Annotated in this window: 12 protein-coding genes; 6 read left to right on the forward strand and 6 right to left on the reverse strand. The window is 49.3% G+C overall.

What is annotated here, in order from left to right; genetic code table 11:
• Positions 1-8 precede the first annotated feature (8 nt).
• A complete protein-coding gene (locus BQ8005_RS14305) occupies positions 9-506 on the forward strand; it encodes an NUDIX hydrolase (protein ID WP_075318521.1) in 498 nt (165 codons plus the stop codon).
• A 59-nt stretch (positions 507-565) separates the two neighbouring features.
• Here BQ8005_RS14305 and glmM read toward each other — a convergent pair whose 3' ends face one another.
• From glmM to BQ8005_RS14320, 3 genes are all read right to left on the reverse strand, one after another.
• Entirely contained in the window at positions 566-1,954 is a 1,389-nt protein-coding gene (gene glmM / locus BQ8005_RS14310) for a phosphoglucosamine mutase (protein WP_075318522.1), read from the reverse strand.
• A 35-nt stretch (positions 1,955-1,989) separates the two neighbouring features.
• The gene (locus tag BQ8005_RS14315) at positions 1,990-2,601 is read right to left on the reverse strand and encodes a BamK family beta-barrel-assembly machinery protein (protein ID WP_075318523.1); all 612 of its coding nucleotides are present in this window, start codon (positions 2,599-2,601) and stop codon (positions 1,990-1,992) included.
• A 100-nt stretch (positions 2,602-2,701) separates the two neighbouring features.
• Positions 2,702-3,739 carry a DHH family phosphoesterase gene (locus tag BQ8005_RS14320; RefSeq protein ID WP_021847822.1) on the reverse strand — a complete coding sequence of 346 codons (1,038 nt, stop codon included), beginning with the start codon at positions 3,737-3,739 and terminating at the stop codon, positions 2,702-2,704.
• Positions 3,740-4,205: 466 nt separating this feature from the next.
• On the opposite strand from BQ8005_RS14320, the gene BQ8005_RS14325 reads away from it, so the two are divergent.
• The 4 genes from BQ8005_RS14325 (at position 4,206) to BQ8005_RS14340 (ending at position 11,704) form a co-directional block, all read left to right on the forward strand.
• On the forward strand, positions 4,206-6,068 hold the full coding sequence (locus BQ8005_RS14325) for a hypothetical protein (protein ID WP_075318524.1): 1,863 nt from the start codon (positions 4,206-4,208) through the stop codon (positions 6,066-6,068).
• Positions 6,069-6,133: 65 nt separating this feature from the next.
• Positions 6,134-8,353 carry a hypothetical protein gene (locus BQ8005_RS14330; protein ID WP_075318525.1) on the forward strand — a complete coding sequence of 740 codons (2,220 nt, stop codon included), beginning with the start codon at positions 6,134-6,136 and terminating at the stop codon, positions 8,351-8,353.
• A 76-nt stretch (positions 8,354-8,429) separates the two neighbouring features.
• Positions 8,430-9,320, forward strand: coding sequence for a hypothetical protein (locus BQ8005_RS14335; protein WP_075318526.1), 891 nt, complete (start codon positions 8,430-8,432; stop codon positions 9,318-9,320).
• Between the two features lie 98 nt (positions 9,321-9,418).
• Positions 9,419-11,704 carry a hypothetical protein gene (locus BQ8005_RS14340; protein WP_159436265.1) on the forward strand — a complete coding sequence of 762 codons (2,286 nt, stop codon included), beginning with the start codon at positions 9,419-9,421 and terminating at the stop codon, positions 11,702-11,704.
• 120 nt (positions 11,705-11,824) lie between these two features.
• On the opposite strand, the gene BQ8005_RS14345 is transcribed toward BQ8005_RS14340, so the two are convergent.
• From BQ8005_RS14345 to BQ8005_RS14355, 3 genes are all read right to left on the reverse strand, one after another.
• Positions 11,825-13,057 (reverse strand): Cof-type HAD-IIB family hydrolase, encoded by a 1,233-nt coding sequence (locus BQ8005_RS14345; RefSeq protein WP_075318528.1) that lies wholly within the window; start codon positions 13,055-13,057, stop codon positions 11,825-11,827.
• A 117-nt stretch (positions 13,058-13,174) separates the two neighbouring features.
• Positions 13,175-13,945 (reverse strand): ABC transporter ATP-binding protein, encoded by a 771-nt coding sequence (locus BQ8005_RS14350; protein ID WP_021847816.1) that lies wholly within the window; start codon positions 13,943-13,945, stop codon positions 13,175-13,177.
• A gap of 12 nt (positions 13,946-13,957) precedes the next feature.
• Positions 13,958-14,701 carry an MlaE family ABC transporter permease gene (locus BQ8005_RS14355; RefSeq protein ID WP_021847815.1) on the reverse strand — a complete coding sequence of 248 codons (744 nt, stop codon included), beginning with the start codon at positions 14,699-14,701 and terminating at the stop codon, positions 13,958-13,960.
• A 77-nt stretch (positions 14,702-14,778) separates the two neighbouring features.
• Between BQ8005_RS14355 and lptB the strand changes: the two genes are divergently transcribed.
• Positions 14,779-15,534, forward strand: coding sequence for an LPS export ABC transporter ATP-binding protein (lptB, locus tag BQ8005_RS14360; protein WP_021847814.1), 756 nt, complete (start codon positions 14,779-14,781; stop codon positions 15,532-15,534).
• Positions 15,535-15,594 lie beyond the last annotated feature (60 nt).

Below are 15,594 nucleotides of genomic sequence, written 5' to 3' on the forward strand. Positions count from 1 at the left end.
TACAAGTTATGAACCAAGACAACAACCAAGAAATGTTTCCCCTCGTCGATGAAGAGGGCAATATCACCGGTGCCGCCACACGTGGCGAGTGCCATAACGGCAGCAAGCTGCTGCATCCCGTCGTCCACCTGCACGTGTTCAACTCGCGTGGTGAACTCTATTTGCAAAAGCGTCCCGAATGGAAAGACATACAGCCCGGCAAGTGGGATACGGCCGTAGGCGGTCATGTCGATTTGGGCGAGAGTGTGGAGCAAGCCCTCCGCCGCGAGGTGCGCGAGGAGCTGGGCATTACCGACTTCACGCCCCAACAGGTGACACACTACGTCTTCGAGTCGGCCCGCGAGCGTGAACTGGTCTTCACCTACAAGACGGTGTACGACGGCCCTGTCACTCCCAGTGACGAACTGGACGGCGGCCGCTTCTGGCCCATCGAGGAAATCCGTGCCAATCTGGGCAAGGGCGTCTTTACACCCAACTTCGAGGGAGAAGTGGAGAAAGTGATTTAAATGAAGAATGAAGAATCACCCGAAAGGTAATTCTTCATTCTTCATTATCAGTTCTTCATTTATTTCGCCAGTTCAGCAATTACTTTCATAATCTGCTGGCCGATTTCTTCGGCTTCTTCTTGCGTATGGGCTTCGCTATATACACGGATAATCGGTTCCGTGTTGCTCTTGCGCAGGTGTACCCACTTTTCGGGGAAGTCAATCTTCACACCGTCGATGTCGTTGATTTCCTCGTTCTTGTAGATTTCCTTCACCTTGGCCAGAATGGCATCTACGTCAGTGTCGGGCGTCAGGTCCACACGGTTTTTGGCCATGAAGTAAGCGGGATAGGTGGCACGCAGTTCGCTCACCCTCTTGCCTTCGTGTGCTAGATGGCTCAGGAAGAGGGCGATACCTACCAATGCATCGCGTCCGTAGTGGCTGGCGGGATAGATGACGCCGCCGTTGCCTTCGCCACCGATAACGGCACCCACTTCCTTCATCTTTGTGGTGACGTTCACTTCGCCCACAGCCGATGCAAAGTATTCCTGTCCGTACTTACGGGTTACGTCGCGCAGGGCGCGGGTAGAGCTCAGGTTAGACACGGTGCTACCCGGGGTATGCTTCAGAATATAATCTGCTACACTGACCAGTGTATATTCTTCGCCGTACATGCGTCCGTCTTCGCAGATAATGGCCAGACGGTCAACGTCGGGGTCAACTACAAAAGCTACATCGTTCTTGCCGGCCTTCATCAGGTTCATGATGTCGCCCAGGTTCTTTTCCAGCGGTTCGGGGTTGTGCTGGAAGTTGCCGGTCGGTTCACAGTAGAGCTTCTCTACATGCTTTACGCCTAGTGCTTCGAACAGCTGGGGCAGGATGATGCCGCCCACGGAGTTCACGCAGTCGATGGCTACGTGGAAGTCGGCCTTGCGGATGGCCTCTACGTCAACGAGGTCGAGCGCCAGTACGCTGTCAATATGCTTTTGATTGTAGGTCAGGTCCTTGCGGTAAGTGCCCAGTTTATCTACTTCGGCGTATTCGAAGGCTTCGGCTTCGGCGATGCGGAGCACTTCGTTGCCTTCTTCCTTGTTCAGGAACTCGCCTTTTTCGTTCAGCAGCTTCAGGGCGTTCCACTGTTTGGGGTTGTGCGAAGCGGTGAGGATGATACCACCACTGGCACCTTCCATCGTAACGGCCAGTTCAGTGGTCGGTGTGGAAGCCAGGTCGATGTCGACAACGTCCCATCCCATACCCATCAGGGTACCTACCACTACGTTCTTCACCATTTCGCCGGAGAGACGGGCGTCACGGCCTACTACGATCTTGTTGCTTTTTACAGTACACGTTTTGCGGATGAGTGTAGCATAAGCAGATGTGAATTTCACGATGTCAAGCGGGTTGAGCCCCTCGCCTGCATGGCCGCCGATGGTTCCGCGGATTCCAGAGATAGATTTGATTAGAGTCATAGATTATTGTTTTTAAGAGTTGATTGAATGCTTTCTTATCGCCAGAACTGGTATTTCTTGATGTCATAATAGAAGGGATATACATTCTGCATGGCTGCCTGGTGTCCCATTTTGGACGGGACGATGAGGCGAACGTGGGCTCTGTTGCGGATGTAGGGCATCGGTACCAGCCAACCGGCGGGAACTGCCGTATATCCGTACCATGAATACATGAGACTGCTATTCGTATTAAAAATGCCGGCAATGGATGATGAAGTGGCCGAATATCGGAATTCTTCCGTTAAATAAGGAAATGACAAGTTGCTTATAGTGGTATCCTGATCTAAAAGACTATATTCCATAAAGCGTATCAGAATAACTTCGTTGTTTCGGACGGTGTCGGCCAAATTGTCCGAACCTTTGTCTACAATCTGCATATATACACCACTTGCCAATTGGACAAACTCGTTTTTTTCGACGTCGGTAACCGAATCGTTGTCGAAGAATTCAGTCTGACTGATGACTTTTATTCCTTCCTTGTTAATGAAATCAGCGATGGCGTCATCTTCTTCTTCCAACATCTCCGCGTATGTCTTCGTATCATCACATGCCTGGAAACTGAAACCTACAGCCAGCAATATAAAAAAGAGTAATAAGAGTTTTTTCATTTAATATAAGTTTGTATTTTCGTACAAAAGTATCTGATTTCCTTGAATATTGAAAAATGCGGGAATAAAGTTCGTATCTTTTAACCTTTGCACTCCGTTTTTATCCTTTGGCTGTGAGCAGAGGCTTATACTTCTCCAGCGCCTGCTCGAAGACTTTTTGTGCTTCTTCCATCGTGCCGTAAAACTCACCTCCCGAGGCATTCAGATGTCCGCCTCCGCCAAAGAACTCAGCAGCCAGTTGGTTACAAGGGAATTTCCCTACCGATCGGAGGGAAATTTTGATCATAGGCTTTTCGGTATCTTCGCGCAGGAAGCATGAAAAGATGACGTTTTTAATGCTGAGCGGGATGTTGACGAACCCTTCGCTGTCACCTCGGATATAGTTGAATTGCTTCTGCTCTTTTTCGGTGAGCGATATCATGGCGGCATGGTATTCGGGATATACTTTCATTTGTGTCAGTACATGTCCCATGAGGCGCAGGCGACTTTCGGAATAGGTGTTGAATACTTTGCGGTATATGGCATCCTTGTCTATCCCCTTAGAAAGCAGTTCGCTGATAATAAAGTAGATTTCACGATTGTTGGAATTGTAGGTAAATCCACCCGTATCGGTCATCATTCCTGTATAAATACACTCTGCTCCCTGTTTGGTGATGTCACTGAAGTATCCCATGCGACAGATCAGACGAAAAACAAGTTCGGATGTAGAGGATATTTCCGGATGAGAAATGACGATTTTACAGAAGTCCTCGGGATGCAGGTGATGGTCTATCAGAATTTTGCGTGCAGGGGAATTCTTGACAGCTTCGGCCATCGCATCGATACGGCTCAAGGCGTTGAAGTCTAGACAGCAGATGACGTCTGCTTCCGCAATGAGCTTGTCGGCAAATTCTTTATAACGGTCGTATTGCAGAATATCTTTACTGCCAGGCATCCATCGCAGAAAATCGGGGAAAGCGTTCGGTACAATCACATTAGCAGTCTTATCCTGCGAGTTCAGGAAGTGCCACAATCCCAGCGAAGAGCCGATGGCATCGCCGTCGGGACCCACGTGCGACACAATCACCATCTTGTCCGCACGGTCCAGCCATTTGGCAAAATGATCGATATTCGCTTGTTCAATAACTTTCGTCAACATGTTCTTTCCGTTTTACTTCGAAGTGGCAAAAGTACAAATAAAGTTTGGAAGGACAGGCACGCCGAACGAAATATTTCCCAACTCGCCTGCGAACAACACTTGCACGGTTCAATGGCTCCGGCAGAAAGGCCTGAACCTAAGAGAAACGAAAGTAAAGAATTTGTGTATAAAAGTTAAATGCTATAGTTCCCCAAAACATTTTTCTTCCATTTCCGTTTAATGACAGTGAAAACCCGCCGGAAAGCTTCGGTCAGACACATAGAAAACGTCGAAGTCGCAAATGTACAATGAACAATTCGACTCAAACGACGTTATAGCATACAAAAGCGCAATATGCCTTCACCCCAACCGGCGAGACACATCGCGCTTTTTTCATGGCTGAAGCCGAAAAAGAACAACTGGTAAATAAATCAGGATAACAAACGTATAACAGGTATTAGAGAGAACTACAACTTACAGAGACAGGATGAAAAAGATTGTTTGGATAACATTTTTATGCAGTCTGGCCTTTATCTCCTGCCAACAGGATGAATGGGCAGATTCCTTACAGACGGAGGCGGGTACACCTACCGTCCGACTGCGGAGCGACTGCTACGAGAACGACGGTGCCCACACTCGCCAAACTACCGAAACCGATGCCCCTTACGACCGGGTAGAATTCTACGTAGTCGGTGAAGACGGCGCTATAGCCAGCGGCCTGAAGGGCATCTACAACCACCAAAACCAGGAAATCAAAATCGAAGGCCTGAAGGAAGGCGAATACGAACTGCTGATTCTTGCCATCAAAGGCAATCTGCTCGACGACGGGGCCACCATTCACCCCTTGAAGCAGAAAACCGACCAATGGATCAGCTTCCCGTCCGACCTGCAGAAACCTCTCGAAGCCGAATATTTCTATTCGAAGACCCCTTTCAGCGTCAGCCGCGAGGCCGTTGCCGGAGGTCACGAATACATCGTGCATCTGCCCGCCGAAATCGTGCAGAAGCGCATCATGGGGCGTCTCGACCTCGACCTGCTCTACAACAACGACGATGTGCGTACTGCCGCAACGCAGAAGACACTGTCGTTTTACACCGGTACCTTCTATACAGCCTTCACCGGCGACGGAGGATATGCCGGACAAAGCAACGGGCAGACCGATCCCATCGAGCTGAACGACCAGAATACCTACTGGTTTATGCCTACCACTGCAGATGCGCAGATCAATGCCGAAATCGGCCTCACTACCACCCACTATCGGGGTGGTGAGCGCCAATGCAGCTACCTGTTCGGTGTAGACGCCATAAGCCCTAACCGCATCGAACAGGTATACGCACGGATGGAGCATCCCGACGACTATCAGGGCACCATGTACATCACCCGACAGGCTTACAACGAAGGCAATCATGCTAAGATACTGCAAGACGGAGAGTCCAAAACCATCTATGCCGACCCTGCACAACGGAGATTCAACACAGCACACCCACTGCAAATCAAGGTGAACGATGCCGGCCAGCTTCATGCTCGCTTCTATTCGCCTCGCGATCTGAAACGGGTGCTCATCAAGGTGCAAGTTCCGTCCGTCAGCAACGAGTATTTCGATTTGGCCTACTTCGACTCCATACCGGCTTTTGCCGACTTCTTTCACGAAGTTGCCATTAGCAGCCGTAACGGCATGTACCGCACCGAGTCGGGCAAACTGATCGAAATCGGCAATCTGACACCTACACAGCTCGCTGAAGCCCAATACAAGATAGAGTCCGACGACCCATATTGGGCCAAGATAAAATCCATCGTACACGGTTGGGACATCTACTTCAGCCTTTACGGAGGCGACCCCGACCTGCCAAACGGAGGCCCGGTAGGCAACTGGATGGGCATACGTCCCGTACATTGCCGCGAGGTAGTGGCCATGTTTATCAACTTCACTTACATGATCGACATGGACGAACACGAAGAAATCCTCAGAGCCAACGAAGACATTCTATATGGCAACGGTGGTGTAGACGACAAGGTGACAGCTGATCAAGTACTCTCTCAGATGCGTAGAGAACGCACCCTGCAAGTAGGATTGGTATACTCGGGCAACGGTGTTATCGGGCTAGGTGGAGGTATTATATTCGGAGCCTATCAAAACGCTTGGCTTACACACTACAATAACACCTACGCCTGCGAAATTATGTTCCACGAGTTGGGACACGTGATGGGATACAACCACAGCAGTGCGTTTACCTACGGTCCTTGGGCACAGCAGCTGATGAACAACTTCTACGTCAACAATCTGCACAAGTTCCCTATCGACTCACCGTCGTACCTCAACAGCCGGAACAACCCGACCCTGTATCCCTGATGGCAAAGGTCTACACTGCACCATAGCCGTGTACACGTACTTATTAAAACTTAAAACAACGAACAATGAAATACAATTTTATTGCTTGCTGCCTCTTTGCGTCCCTACTGGGAGCCGGATGCACTGCCGAAACCGAATTTTCCGATACACCCGCCGCAGGACAGTTATCTGTGATTCTGCAACCTGCCGGACTACAAGGTACTGCCGCTACCACCGACGACAAACGGATGAACGACGTAAAAGCTTTCCGTTTCGATGGTGGGCAGTTGCAGGAAATTTACGGTCCGCTGGTGCCCAGCGATGACGGCCGCTGCTATCTGAATCTGGCCGACAATCGCGGAACCCTCTACTTCCTGGCCAATGCTTCGCAAGTAACAGCCTTGGAAGCACTGGTGCCCGACGCTACTACCCTCGATGACTTTCTTGCCTTCTCAGCTTCGACCAGCGATATGACGGAACACGGACTGTTGATGAGCGGTCGGGAGGAACTGGGCAGTCAGTCAGCGTCGGAACTGACCGTTGCCATGACACGCAGTGTTGCCCGCATCGACCTCGAATCGACCGACCAAGGTGTAGAAGTGCTGCAAGTCAGTATCGACGGTCTGGTCGACGAAGGCTACCTCAACCCGCAGGCAACCGCCACACCTCCTCAGAATGCCGCGACCACCCGTTTCGACAAGCAGTATTGTACTCCCCTGTCCAATGCGCGCGAAACTGTCTTTTACCTCTGCGAGCAGCAGGGCACTGACATACAGGCCGAAGTATTGGTGCGTTTCCGAAATGCGTTGCACAAGATGAAGGCTTCCCTACCCACCACCATCCGACGCAACACGGTCTACACCATCCATGTGTACGGACGCGGAGGTGACGTAACGATGAACATCAGCAATGGCGACTGGGAACAAGGTGATACCTCCGGTTCTGAAACCCAAATCAAAGCAAGGGTTAACATCGAAGACTCTGCCTTGCCGGCCAACGTTAAAGTAAACAGTACCTGCGACAGTGTCTTCATTCCCTATACCGAGAACAATTTCAACCTTGTTCTCGATGCCGAACCGGGAGCAACAGTCACAGTTGACGGACGCATCACCGGAGTCAATGTACAGGCTACAGCCAGCCGTAACCTTGAACCGATAGCTCGCCTTGCAGTAAGCAATGTTCACCGTTTGCCCGGTACCATACGCGAGTACATCTATGCCGATGTATACAAAGAGCAGATCCATAAAGGGCGCATCGTGCTTGTTTTCTTACCTAGTCCTATCCAGCTCGAAGGCAGCATTATTTTCGATGAAGACGGTATATGTAACTTTGACCGATACGTAGACGGAGAACTGGGACGTCTCACTCTGCCCGATGGTAAAATAGCTACAGTAGAAACGGACAACGGACAGACACCGTGGATAAAACTGGCCGAGAATGCCGGCAGTTATCGCATACTGGGCGGATGGAAACCCAATGATCCCGAAGCCGACGGACGCATGCAGGAAGCTCGCCTGGTCATTACCGACAGCGACGGAAGTAACCGCGAGGTTTATCCCATACGGCGCAGAAACTGGGGACTCCCCGTTGTCAACATCGGCGGAACCTGGTGGTGTAAATACAATTTGCGGGGCAACGTCAAGAGTTTCGACGATCAGATCAGCATAGCCGACGACCAGGCAGCAGGAACCGGCGTATTGGACCGCTTGACCACCTGCAGTGATGATGAACTGCTATCCCTAATGGGTGGACAATATCAGGGAGGCAATCCTGATGAACTGTCACTGAGCCACAACGGAACAGCATTCTATCATGAAGGGATGAAAGGCTCCGCACAAAATTGGGGGCAAATACCTGCCACGCAAATGGCACCCGACGGCTATCAGTTGCCGACATTCGACGATTATGCTTTCTTCGTGTGGGGCACCAACTGCAATATCGGAGGTGTAGGTACACGAACCCACCAGAACAGTCAGGGACAAACCATTACCGTGAACATTGTAGAACGTGAGGCCCGATTTTTGGAAGTGTCTTATGGCACCATAGCTTTTTACGACTTCGAGTATGAAGGTAATCACTGGACATTGTACGGACTTGGACATCAATGGAATACCACTGACGGAAACATCGCACAGATGTCCATCATTATGGCCATTACCGGAAACACGTCGAACAGTTGGTATATGGAAGGCTATGCCCAAGCCAGCCGTCCGGGACAGAACTGGTTCAAATTTACAGCACAAAACTCTATCAAAACCCGTACAGTACGCTGTATTAAGAGTCCGGTAGAATACATATACAACTAATATAATGATAGGTTCAGCTTACAACTGACATCATGTAGTTTATACTTTTATATTAACTTAAACTAAACAGACGATTATGGATTTGAAGTTTATGAAGGCTATGACCTTTGCAGTATGCACCACATTTGTGATGACGTCTTGTACGAACGATGCAGAAGAGAATCTGCCGTCCGGCAACTCGGGTACTACAATCATCAATGCCCGACTGGCCGCCTACGAAAGCCTGATTCAGGCTGCTGATGGCGAAAATGACATAACCGATGTAAAAGCTTTCCTGTTCAGAAACGGAAAAATGGCAAAAATATACGAACTGGGAGCTCCTGAATCTGAAAGTTACAACCTGCAGATAGACAGCCGTTCGGGCAACCTTTACCTGCTGGCCTACACGGGCGGAACCATCCCCACCGAAGGTCTGGAAGAAACTGAACTGGATGAAACTAACTGGAAGCAAAGCATCATCAACATGCCTGCCCAAACAGAACACTTCTTCACCGGAATGCTGGCTTTGGAAAGTACCGAAAACCAGACAAATACAGCTTCGGTATCGCTGAAGCGCGGAATGGCACGTTTCGACCTGGCTGTAGAATCGATCGAGGAAGTATCGGTAAAGAATGTCACTGTACGCAATCTGGCCAATTCGGCTTACCTGTTCCCGCAAGAAAGCATCCAGTCGCCGTCCAACGCCAATCGCAAGGATACAACCGTGGTATTTCAGCAACCCATTACTGACGGCAAATTAGGAATGCTCTATGTATACGAGCAGGAGAACCAAAGTATAGAAATCAGTGCGACAGTCGTTATCGGCGGTAAAGAGAAAATACTGACTAAAGCCGTCGATGGGCCGCTGAAGAGAAATACCGTCTACACTATTACCGTACGTCAGGATCGCCTCGACATCAAGCTGAACGTATCGTACGACGAATGGGAAGAAGGTACGAACACCGACTTGACGCCTTACAGACGGTGACGCTAAATGCCAGTTGTAAGTTTTGAGTTTAAACGCAAAACTAAAGAAACCAGAGACTTAGAGACTTAAAAACTCGGGAACGTAAAAGCTTAAAATTTATGAACATCCAAAGATATATTGCACGGACAACTGTCCTGCTGGCAACCCTGCTGATGCTGAATGCCTGTTCGGACGAACATACCAACGAATACTTTGCCGACAACAGCCATACCTTGCTTCGGGTTAGTCTCAGCCATTTCAGCGCCGAAGGACAAGCACAGCCCGTATCCGGTGAGAATCGCATCGAACGTATGGATGCCTACCTCTTCGAAGATGGTATACTAACCGAATATCATCCCCAACTGATAGCCGAAAGCGAGAACAGTTACAAACTTGATCTGCAACGTCGGGCTGGTGCGTTGTACGTGCTGGCCAATGCAGAAACCGGTCTGGTGCCCGAAATAGGTTTGTTGACCGAAGTGGACTTCTGTCAACAAACCCTTACGGTCGCGGATGGACATGTACAACCATTTCTGACCGGACAGATCAAACTGACCGGACAGGCCGTCAGTTCCATTCCCCTGACACTGAAGCACGGAACGGCCCGACTCGATTTCCGTGCCCGCGTAGCAGGCAGTTTCAGCGTACACCAGTTTGGGGTAAGAAGTGCGGCGAAACAGACGTTTGTCCTTCCGCAAACCGACATACAAACACCGCCGGGGGCCGAAAAAGAAGACATCCTGCTAACCTTTGACCAAGGACTGAAACAGGACTCGGCAGCCATCATGTATCTGTACGAGCAGTTCAATCCCGACCTTAAAGTCTACGTTAAAGCCGAGATGGACGGAACTACCTACGAAATGGAGCAGTCCTTACCCGAAGTACTGAAACGCAACACAATCTATACCATAACCCTACGCAAGGACCTGAGTGGGGCACACCTCGTGGTTGAGGAATGGGCCAAGGGCGAAGATACCGAGCTCATCCCCAGTCTGGACAGCCGGCTCACCGTGGACCGGTCTGCCTCACAACTGCCCGACGACGTACAGGTGGCCGACGGAGGAAGTACACTCATTTTCCCGTACAACGCTACCGAAGTACTGCTGGCCGTAGACTGTGATGACGAACTGGAGATGCTCCCCCTCGAAGGCTATCCGCTGACCGTAGAGCCCGTGACACAGGTACGCGGAATCGAAGGTAAGAACCTGTTTCGGATACGCAAATTACTCTATCCGCCGGGTCATGCCAGCGATGAAGCCAGTCTGCAGTTCCACCGAAAAGGACTAGACAACTCTTATCCCGAAGACCACATTCGCTTGGTGTTACAAGCCAACCCGACGCAAATGGAAGGATTGCTGGATTTTGATTTGCAAAATTATGCCCACCGTTTCGACCATTACATCGATAACGAACTGGCAACAATCACCCTGCCCGAAGGAAAAGAAATCTTTGCCGAATTTACCGAAGGTGAAGACCCGTGGATGAAAATCGCTCCACAAGAGGAAGGCAGCAACGTCTATCGTGTACTGGCCGGCTGGAAGCCCAACGATCCTACTGCCAACGGACGGGTGCAGGAAGCACGAATCGTCATCCGCAACAAAGCCGACGGCTCGGCACGCGAGGCATATACCGTGTCGCGCCGCAATTACGGACTGCCTGTTACCTGGCTGCACGGTGTATGGTGGTGCAAGTATAATGCCCGTGGCAACTCAAAATCGTTCGACGACCAGATCCTTTCGTCCGACGACCCTGCCGTAAAAGTCGGGACCACGGTATTCAACTACCTGCGCGACTGTACTATCGACGAGTTCTACGACCTTTGGGGCTGGGCTTATCAGGGAGGACGCACACAGGGCATGCAAGTAGTAGTGCAAGACAGCGTCGCTGTACTTGACGGATTCACCACATCGGGTAATACACACATGAACAAACTGGAGCCCACCACCCTTGCCCCCGACGGCTACGAGGTGCCCAGCATGGAAGAATTCAACCGTATGTTCGATGCTACCGACTATATATGGGTTATGTGGAACGGAACCCATACCCTGAAGAATCCCTGGGAAGGGCACAGCAAGATACAGCGCGAACAGCGCCGGCGGAACGATCTCGTAATCGACGAACTGGCTCTGAGCGACCTCATCTACATAGCCATGAAGAGTCCCGACTTCACGCAATACGAGCCTGTTGTGTGGTATGGACCGTCTGCCCAATGGAATACATCGGGCATCTATCACGGCCACTACAACAACATACTGTTTACCGTATATTCGCCCACAGGCAGCGGTTGGTATTTCAACGGCAGCATGGCCGGCTTGTATCTGACGCAAAACGGTGCCGGAGTGCACGATACCCGCATTCTGCGCTTCAAAAAGTCGCCCGTGGAGTACATCTACGGTGAAGAGTAAGGAGTTATCCTGATTCCCTTCATTTTTTCCCAGTTAGGAAAAAATAATTTTCTAACTGGAGACTAATTTTTTTCTAACTGGGAAAAACGGCTGTTCTGCAAGTTTCGCACTCGGCCTCTTTCAACGCTTCTTCATCACGCTGTTCACCACACGGACGGTAGAGACAAGCTTGTTGGTTGAAGTAAAGACATCCACGTTCCAGACGTGCGAAGAGCGTCCTTTGTGAACGATGGTGCCCACGGCCCGCACCGTATCGCCTTCGAGTGCCGACGAAATGTGATTGCCGCTCACCTGCATCCCTACGACTATCTCGTCGGGTTGACATAGAATCATGGAACCAAGTCCGGCTACAGTTTCGGCAAGCGCTAATGTGGCTCCACCATGAAGGATGCCAAAGGGTTGACGGGTACGGTGGTCTACTGGCATGGTAGCTTCTACGCGGTCTTCGGCTATATAGGTGTATTGGATACCCAGATTTCCCATCAGCGCGTGGCTTCCTTGGGCATTCAGTTGGTCGAGAGGTATCTTGGTAGCGCGAATGTCGGCTAAAATCAGTTTTTCTACAGCTTGGGCCACTCCGTCGTTTTCGTTGGTATCTGTCGTATAGTCGGCGCAGATTTTCACAGAATCCACGGAATTCCCCATTGCAACGCCCATGCCAGCCAGTTGGATCATGGCAACGTCGCATACACCGTCCCCAATGGCCATCACTTCATCGCGTGTCACTCCCAATTGCTCCATCAAGACAGCCAGCGTATTGGCTTTGTCTACAGAACAGGGGACTACTTCCAGGAAATAGTCTTCCGAACGGAAAACATCCAATACTCCATCGAGACGTTTTTTCCAGTGGCTTTCAAGGCCGATCAACGCATCTGCGTCATCGCTCACTAACATACACTTGCACGGGGCAAAGTCTATAGCAGTAGAGAATTCGCTTTCTTCAATGATTTCCAGGCCGTTCAGCTCTGCCTCTTCTTTGACATGCGTGTTATCCGGCGTATTGGTCAACAGGGTATTGTCGTGGTATGTAAACAGAGCAAAATTGTTCTTGACAGCCTTCTTTTCAATATAGGGCAGCATCTCCGGATTAATTCTGCGCTCAAACAAGACTTGCCCGTTGCGTGCATCGATAATCTGACAACCATTGTAAGACAATATGAAACCACCGTAGAGGCCTAATTCCAGTGTTTTGGCTATCGACATCAGTCCGTAGGTCGGCCTGCCTGATGCCAATACAATACGTACTCCCATTTGCTGTACTTTCAGCAATGCGGACAGTGTACGTTTACTAATGGCTTTCTCTTCGTTGAGAAGTGTTCCGTCCACATCCAGAACCAAAAGTTTATATTTCATAGCTGCAAAATTTGATGTCCTTCAAAGATAACCCGATTGTTTGAGCTTTCCGATTATTGGGGCATTAAAAAATGCAAAATGCGCTATCGCATACAACTTCCGGTTTGTTCGGATAGTTTATCCTTCCATATTCCGTATTTCTACTTCTTTTACTTTGCGGAACAGATCGGAGGCAAAAATGAAGTTGTTCAGACGTTCGTTACTTGAGGTAAAGATGTCGTCTTTGCTGCCTTCCCATTCTTTGTGTCCTTCGTATATGAAGATGATATTTTCGCCAATACCCATGACGGAATTCATATCGTGCGTATTGATGAGTGTTGTCATGTTGTACTCGCGGGTGATGTCCTGTATCAGTCCGTCGATGACGAGCGAAGTCTTGGGGTCGAGACCGGAGTTAGGTTCATCGCAGAATAGATATTGTGGGTTGAGAGCGATGGCACGGGCAATAGCTACACGTTTCTGCATGCCACCGCTGATCTCGCCGGGATATTTGTCTTTGGCTTCAACCAGATTTACACGATCCAGGCAGAACATGGCGCGGCGTGTACGGTCGCGCAATGTATCGTTACTGAACATGTTTAGTGGAAACATGACATTCTCCAATACCGTCATGGAGTCGAACAGGGCAGCACTTTGGAAAATCATGCCCATTTCGCGACGCAGGGCCTTCTTTTCTTTCTTATCCATGATCAGAAAATTACGGTTGTCATACAACAGTTCCCCTTTTTCAGGTGTCAGCAGACCTACTATACATTTCATCAATACCGTTTTTCCCGATCCACTCTGTCCGATAATCAGATTGGTCTTTCCGTTTTCAAAAGTTGCGCTGATATCAGTCAGCACATCTTTTCCTTCAAATGACTTGCAGAGACTTTTCAGTTCTATCATGGTCTGAAATGTTTATTTGGTCAGTAATTGGGTAAGTATAAGGTCGGCAAAAAGAATTAGTACGCTGCTTGTTACCACAGCGTCGGTCGATGCCTTGCCTACTTCGATCGATCCACCGTCTACCGTATAGCCGAAGAAGGCCGATACACTGGCGATGATGAAAGCAAAAAACAGTGATTTGATGATACTGCACCATACGTACCATTCGACGAACATGTATTGAAGTCCGTACTCCAAGTCTGTAGCGGTCATGATTCCTCCAAACCAGCAGGTGCCGAAAGCACCGATGATACCTGCGAACGTGCTGAAGATTACGAGTAATGGAATGATGGTGACCATGGCGATTATCTTTGGCAGGATAAGATAGCAGGCGGAATTTACTCCCATAATCTCCAGGGCATCAATCTGCTGGGTAACACGCATCGTTCCTAATTCTGATGCAATGTTCGATCCGACCTTTCCGGCCAATATTAGACACATGATACTGGATGAAAATTCGAGTAACAGGATTTCTCGTGTTACGTAACCTACGGTCCATCGGGGCATCCATGGACTTTCGATGTTGTATTTGATTTGTATCGTGATGACAGCGCCGATAAAGAACGATATCAGCAGTACGATGCCGATGGAGTTTACTCCAAGTTGCTCCATCTCGTTACGGTATTGGCGGAAGAACATGCGCATACGTTCGGGACGGGAAAAAGTTCGACCCATCAGCATGATATATCTTCCTACGGTTCTAAGTGCCTTAAACATAATTGGTCAAGTATTTGCCTGCAAATGTACGGCTTTATCTTTTATTTTTGCTACATTTGCGGCAAATTAACGCAAGTATGGAAGATAGTAAAATGGTTCTTCGCACGGAAGATTTGGTGAAAAAGTACGGAAAGCGTACAGTGGTAAGCCACGTTTCGTTTAATGTCAAACAAGGAGAGATCGTTGGTCTGTTGGGCCCTAATGGAGCGGGAAAAACGACCTCGTTCTATATGACTGTAGGTCTGATCACTCCGAATGAGGGACGTATTTTTTTGGACGATCTGGATATTACAGATTATCCTGTGTATAAGCGTGCTCAGACCGGTATCGGCTATTTGGCACAGGAAGCATCTGTTTTTCGTCAGATGAGCGTGGAAGACAATATTGCTTCTGTACTTGAAATGACCAATAAACCGCTGGATTACCAGAAAGACAAGCTGGAAAGTCTGATTGCAGAGTTCCGACTTCAGAAGGTGCGTAAAAATAAAGGTAATCAGCTTTCGGGTGGTGAACGTCGACGTACGGAGATTGCCCGTTGTCTGGCCATTGATCCTAAGTTTATCATGCTCGACGAACCGTTTGCCGGTGTAGACCCTATTGCCGTAGAAGATATCCAGCAGATTGTATGGAGGTTGAAAGACAAGAATATCGGTATCTTGATTACCGACCACAACGTGCAGGAGACACTCAGTATCACCAGCCGTGCCTATTTGCTTTTCGAGGGTAAGATCTTGTTTCAGGGAACTCCGGAAGAATTGGCTGAAAACCAGATCGTACGTGAAAAATATTTGAGTAACAGTTTCGTGTTGCGTCGTAAAGACTTTATGGTATAAGTAATATACTTGTCCATTAATGGCAGGTTTAGTTGGGCTCTGTAGAGCTGTTATGTAATG

Source organism: Bacteroides togonis (assembly GCF_900130135.1).
Lineage (GTDB): Bacteria > Bacteroidota > Bacteroidia > Bacteroidales > Bacteroidaceae > Bacteroides > Bacteroides pullorum.